Origin of the sequence: Streptomyces griseus subsp. griseus, assembly GCF_000720255.1 — a bacterium.
Classification (GTDB): domain Bacteria; phylum Actinomycetota; class Actinomycetes; order Streptomycetales; family Streptomycetaceae; genus Streptomyces; species Streptomyces griseus_I.
Genome location: NZ_JOJE01000090.1, coordinates 1 through 5,824, shown reverse-complemented (window position 1 = coordinate 5,824; position 5,824 = coordinate 1). Strand labels below are relative to the sequence as shown.

Sequence of the window (5,824 nt, the reverse complement as noted above, 5' to 3'; positions counted from 1 at the left end):
GTACAGGACGTAGTCGTTGGTCGCGGGGTCCCAGATCGCCTCGGGGGCCCAGGCGTTGCGGCCGTCGGGGATCGCGCCGGCGACGTTGAGCAGCCACGGATCCGACCAGGTGACCAGGTCCGTCGACTCCCACACCACCAGGTTGCGGCTGCCGTTGTTGATGGAGCGTCGTTCCAGTGCAGGCCGTCGGTGCTGTGCGAGAGGTACATCTGCTGGTTGGTCGCCCCCTCACCGGTGAAGTGCACCATCAGGTAGCCGGGGTCGGCAGCGGCCGCCCGCTGAGGTGTGACCAGGGACTGGGAGGTGAAGAAGAGGCCGACGGCGACCAATATCGCCGCGAGCCGGGTGAGAACCCTTGACATGTGCGTTTCCTGTCTTCCTGCGGGTGCCGGGACGGGAGAGTGGAAGCGGAGTGTCAGGCGCGTGACCTTGTTTCACGCCGCGGAGCGGAAGCGAACGCGAGTCAAAAGGGTCCGGCAAGCAGGCCTTTGTTCGACATCCCGGACATTGTTCGTGAATTCGTCGAAAAGTTAGAGGGAGGTAAAAGCGCGTGTCAAGAAGGGTGAAGACAGCAGAAGCAGCGTTGCTCCGTCTGCCCTCAGGGCGGGGCGTACGTACAGGAGACGCACCGGCGCTTCGCGCATAACGGAAAACACGGAACCGGCGAAGGCGTGGGGCGGCACCTGGGAAGCGACCCACGCAAATCCTCTGGATTCGCTCCTGCCACACTGTCGCCCTCGACACATCGGCACGGCGACGGGACAGGTGGGGCGGGGTGCGCTCGCAGGACACGCAGGAACGGCCGGACGTCGCCGTCGTCATGGCGGCGCGGGCCGGGGACCGACAGGCCTCCGAACAGCTGATACGGGACTGTCTGCCGTTGGTCTACAACATCGTCGGGCGGGCGCTGGACGGGCACAGCGACGTCGACGACGTGGTCCAGGAGACGATGATGCGGGTCCTGGACGGGTTGCCCGGACTGAAGCAACCGGATCGGTTCCGGTCCTGGCTCGTCGCCATCACCGTGCGACAGATCCGTGACCGGTGGCGCAGGGGGCGCACCCGGCTCGCCGCGGAACCCCTGGAGGAGAACGCCCAGGAAACGGACCCGCAGGGCGACTTCGCCGATCTGGCGATCCTTCGGCTCGCGCTGTCGGGCCAGCGGCGTGAAGCGGTGGAGGCGACCCGCTGGCTGGAGGACGAGGAACGCGAGGTACTCGCGCTGTGGTGGATGGAGAGCGCCGGTGAACTGACCCGCGGCGAACTCTCGGCGGCCTGCGGCCTCACACCGCAGCATGCCGCGGTCCGGATCCAGCGGGTCAAAGAACGTCTCGAGACGGCGCGCACCGTCGTACGAGCCGTGACGGCCTCGCCGCGCTGCCCGGACCTGGCCGCCGTGCTCGCCTCGTGGGACGGGCGGCCGTCCGGGCTGTGGCGCAAGCGGCTGGCACGCCATGTCCGCGACTGTCCGCAGTGCCTGTTGAGCTCCTCCGACCTGGTACCGGCGGAGGGGTTGCTGGCCGGCCTCGCGCTGGTGCCGGTGCCGGTCGCCCTGGCCGGCCTGGTACTGGCCAGGGCGCTGGGGGCGGACGCGGCCGGGGCGACCGTCGGTGCGGGCGGCACGCATACGGCGAGCGGTGCGAGCCGTACGGCGCGGACGATCGGCAAGCTGGCCGCCAAGCCCGCGGCGACGGCAGCCGCCGGTGCCGTGACACTCGCGGCTGCCGGAGTGGCCTGGTTCGCCGCCACGGATTCGCACGAGCCGACCCCGCGGCCCGCCGTCGCGGCCCCGCTGTCGCCCGCCGTCTCGTCCGTGCCTCCGCCCCCGAGACCGTCCGCCTCACCGAAGCCGACACTGAAATCGGCACCGACATCGACGCCGACGGCAGCCCCGGCGACGACGGCTGAGGCGCGGCTTTCGGGGAGGCATGCCCTACGGTCGGTCGACGAGCCCGGCGACTACCTGAGCCAGTCCGGCCGACTCGGGGTCCTGGGTCCGGTCGGCGCCACCAGCTCCGCGGCCACCCGGCAGGCGGCCACCCTCACCTTCGTCCCCGGCCTGGCCGACCCCCGCTGCTACTCACTCAGGGACGCCACGGGCAGGTATCTGCGGCACTACGCCTTCCGTATCCGGCTGGACCCCGACGACGGATCCGCCCTCTTCCAGAAGGACGCCACCTTCTGCCCCCGTTCCGGTGCCACGGCCGCTTCGGTCTCCCTGGAGTCCTACAACTACCCCGGCCGTTACCTCCGCCACCGGGACAACCTCCAGCTGTGGCTCGACCCTTCCGAGGACACGGCCGCGTACCGGGCCAGCCGCTCCTTCGTCGTCGTGGCGCCCTGGACCTGACACGGAACGGCCTCGCAGAACGGTGTACGAAACGCTGCTCGGCAAGGCCCGCCAGGATCCTCGAAGAAATGAACGGGACCCGCCACGCCCACGTGACGGGTCCCGTTCACTCGGGACGGTCAGGACATCGTCCACTGCCGGCCGGCGGCGTTGACGCCGGTCAGCTGGACGACGCCGGCGCCCGCGGTGGTGGAGGAGGAGTCCACGCCGATGTTCAGTCCACTGTTGACGTTGACGAGCATGAACTTGGTGCCCGTGAAGCTACCCACGAGATCGGCGGCGAACTGCTGGTTGGCCCCGCCGTTACAGGTCGGCATGCTCTGCCTCTCCTTCGAGGTCCTGACGTGGCGGCGTCCGCATGGCGAAGCTGTCTGGCGGCGCGCTGGACGGGGGAGTTGGGCCGCGAGAACGGCGAACGCGGCCGTGGGGAGCGGCTGCGCTGTTCAGTCGGAAAGGAGAGCTTCTTGTTCGGTTCGGTGTCAAGATGTGCGATCGATTTTGTTTGTTCAAGGCGGGGGCCCGACCCTGGCCAAGGTGTGGTGACCTGCCGACTCTGTTCCGGCGCGCATGTCAGCGCCCAGATCGTCCCAGTTGACGGGAACCTGACGCCCAGTAATGGTGTTGTCCGCGCTGTTGACCTACCCCGAGTACTGCCGTAGAACTGCCCGATGTTGGTGGGAAACCGTTGGTTACTGTTCGGTTGTGTTGAGTCGGTTTCCCGCTCCACCGACGCCGGTCACCCCACGGAGAGGCGTACTTTCATGCAGCTTCCACCACGTTCGGTGTCCCGCCGAGGACTGCTCAAGGGCGCGGCGGTCGCCGCCGGTACGGCCGCGGCCGGCATCGGCGCGACGGGTACGGCCGCGGCGGCGGACGCCGCGGTCACCGCGACGGCCCCCGACGGCAGCACCACGATCACCATGTCCCTGACCGGCGGCGCCCTGAGCTGGTCGGCCAAGCGCAGGGGCGCGGCCGTCGTAGGCACCTCGGCCCTCGGCCTGAAGCTGAGCGACGGGACGATGCTCGGCCGCGGCGGCACGGTCATCACCAACTACCAGCACTGGACCGTCAACAACACCTGGACCCCGGTCTACGGCCGCAACGCGACCGTCCGCGACTGGTACCAGGAGATGCGCTGGAACCTCCAGGACACCGCCACCCTGATCAACTTCAGCGTCCAGATCCGCGCCTACCCCAGTGGCGTCGCCTTCCGGTACGTGCTGCTCGACAAGGGCACCGCCACCATCGCCGACGAGCTGACGACGTTCGCCTTCCCCGACAGCACACTCGTCTACAGCGCCCGGGACGAGGACGCGTACAACCCGGTCGCTCCGGGCTCGATTCCGTCCACCGGGACCTCCGGCACCGACAACGGCCCGCTGACCGACCTGCCGCTGACCGCGACGTACGCGAGCGGTGGGCTGATCGCCTGCGTCTGTGAGTCGTCCCGGGTCAACTTCCCCCGGATGATGCTGAGTTCGGTGTCCGGGCAGCCGAACACGCTGGCCGCCTACCTGATGGAGCACACCGCCCGGGGGAGCGGACCGGTGCAGACGACCTCCACGGTGACCACCCCGTTCGCCACCCCCTGGCGCGCGGTGGTGACCGGTTCCACCCACGCCGAACTGGTCGACAACGCCGAGCTGGTGCTCAACCTGGCCCCCGCGGGCGCGTTGGCCGACACCTCGTGGATCAAGCCCGGCAAGGTCTTCCGCTGTCAGCTCACCACCGCCGCCGGCCTGGCCGGCGTCGACTTCGCCGTCGCCCGTGGCCTGCAGTACATCGAGTACGACTCCGGGTGGTACGGCCCCGAGCGCGGCACCACCGACGCCACCAAGTCCATCCCCGAGATCGACCTGCCCACCGTCCTCTCCTACGCCGCCGACAAGGGCATCGGTCTGCTGCTCTACATCAACCCCATGGCGATGGCCGACGTCGACAGCTTGTTCAGCCTCTACAAGAGCTGGGGTGTCGCGGGCGTCAAACTCGGCTTCATCAACGACGGCACCCAGGCGATGACGAACCAGATCATCGCCTGGGTGAAGGCGGCGGCCAAGTACAACCTGCTGGTCGACTCGCACGACGACGTCCGCCCGTTCGGCTACGAACGCACCTACCCGAACTGGATCAGCATGGAGGGGGTCCGCGGCAACGAGCACTTCCCGACGGCGAGCCACAACGTCACGCTGCCCTTCGCCCGCAACGTCGGCGGGCCCATGGACTACACCATCTGCTACGGGCAGTCGCGCGACCAGACCACCAACGCCCACCAGATGGCGATGGCCGCGGTCTTCTACCAGCCGCTGAACTTCATCTACTGGTACGACTCTCCGTCGAAGTTCTCCAACACCGCCAACTGGCCCGGACTGCCGTGGTTCGACGCCATCCCCACCACCTGGGACGAGAGCCGGACCCTCGCGGGGGCGATCGGCCAGTACGTCGCGGTCGCGCGCCGCAAGGGCGCCACCTGGTACCTGGGCGCCATGACCAACGAGTCGGCCCGGACGCTGTCGCTCCCGCTGTCCTTCCTCGGCAGCGGCAGTTGGACGGCGACGGTCTACGCCGACGGCACGCCCGGCACCTCCGCCTACCAGACCCCGGTCGTGGTGAGCACCCGGACCGTCACCTCGGCGACCGCGCTCAGCCTGGCCATGGCCCCCTCCGGCGGCCAGGCGGTGGTGCTGAAGCCGAGCTGACGCCTGGCCGGGCCGCCAGTGAGAAAGGGGATGCCGGCGCTCTCCGATGGGGGCGCCGGCATCCCTGTCGCCGCAGGTCAGCTCGTCAGGCGGAAGGTGGCGTCGCTGCGTCCTGTCGCGTTGGTGATGGGGTCGAGGCGCAGCTGGTAGGCGTAGTGGCGGATGTACCGGTCGGGGTAGTTGTAGGACTGGAACGACGACCAGGTCGGGTCGGCGAGTCCGGCGACCTGGCGGAAGGTGGCGTCGGCGGCGAACTGGGCGGTGCCGTCGTTGCGGACCAGCTGGAAGTCGTAGTTTGCGTGGCGCAGGAAGTAGCCGGGGAACTTCACCGACTCGAAGGAGACGGTGCCGGTGCCCGCGAGGCCGGGCCGCATCCGGAACTGGGCGTCGTCGGCGGGGCTCACGTTGGGATCGATGCGCACGTCGAAGTTGGTCTGGCGCACGTACCGGTCCTGGAAGTTGAACGACTGCAGGCGCTGGACCGGGGTGCTGGGCCAGCGGGCGAGGACACGGCTCTCCTCGGCGGCCGTCAGGTTCAGAATCCAGCCGTGGCGCTTCTTCGTGCCGCCCATGTTGTAGCTTCCCGCAGCCTGCGTCTGGTAGGAGGCGGGGTTGGACGGGTCGGTCGTCAGGACCGGCATGTAGCCGCGGTTGGAGGCGTACTGGTCGAGGTAGAGGCCCCACTTGTTGGTGCCGTTGAACTTCATCCACATCGGGCCCTCGACCATCGCACCGGTCAGGCCGATGCCGGAGAGGTCACCGAGTCGGGTCCAGGTTC

General features: G+C 68.9%; 4 protein-coding genes and 1 pseudogene. 2 read left to right on the top strand and 3 right to left on the bottom strand.

Annotated features, from left to right (window positions below; all coding sequences use genetic code 11):
- A pseudogene (locus IG99_RS47220) lies at nucleotides 1-362 on the bottom strand (1,4-beta-xylanase); the annotation flags it as partial.
- A gap of 413 nt (nucleotides 363-775) precedes the next feature.
- On the opposite strand from IG99_RS47220, the gene IG99_RS43015 reads away from it, so the two are divergent.
- Nucleotides 776-2,350: a sigma-70 family RNA polymerase sigma factor gene (locus IG99_RS43015; protein WP_037684439.1), complete on the top strand. Its 1,575-nt coding sequence runs from the start codon at nucleotides 776-778 to the stop codon at nucleotides 2,348-2,350.
- Nucleotides 2,351-2,469: 119 nt separating this feature from the next.
- Here the strand turns inward: IG99_RS43015 and IG99_RS43010 are convergent, their stop codons facing one another.
- On the bottom strand, nucleotides 2,470-2,667 hold the full coding sequence (locus IG99_RS43010) for an RICIN domain-containing protein (protein WP_037684437.1): 198 nt from the start codon (nucleotides 2,665-2,667) through the stop codon (nucleotides 2,470-2,472).
- A 444-nt stretch (nucleotides 2,668-3,111) separates the two neighbouring features.
- On the opposite strand from IG99_RS43010, the gene IG99_RS43005 reads away from it, so the two are divergent.
- A complete protein-coding gene (locus tag IG99_RS43005) occupies nucleotides 3,112-5,046 on the top strand; it encodes a glycoside hydrolase family 97 protein (protein WP_037684434.1) in 1,935 nt (644 codons plus the stop codon).
- Between the two features lie 77 nt (nucleotides 5,047-5,123).
- Here IG99_RS43005 and IG99_RS43000 read toward each other — a convergent pair.
- The coding region (locus IG99_RS43000; protein WP_037684433.1) for an AbfB domain-containing protein at nucleotides 5,124-5,824 on the bottom strand (701 nt) is incomplete at its 5' end.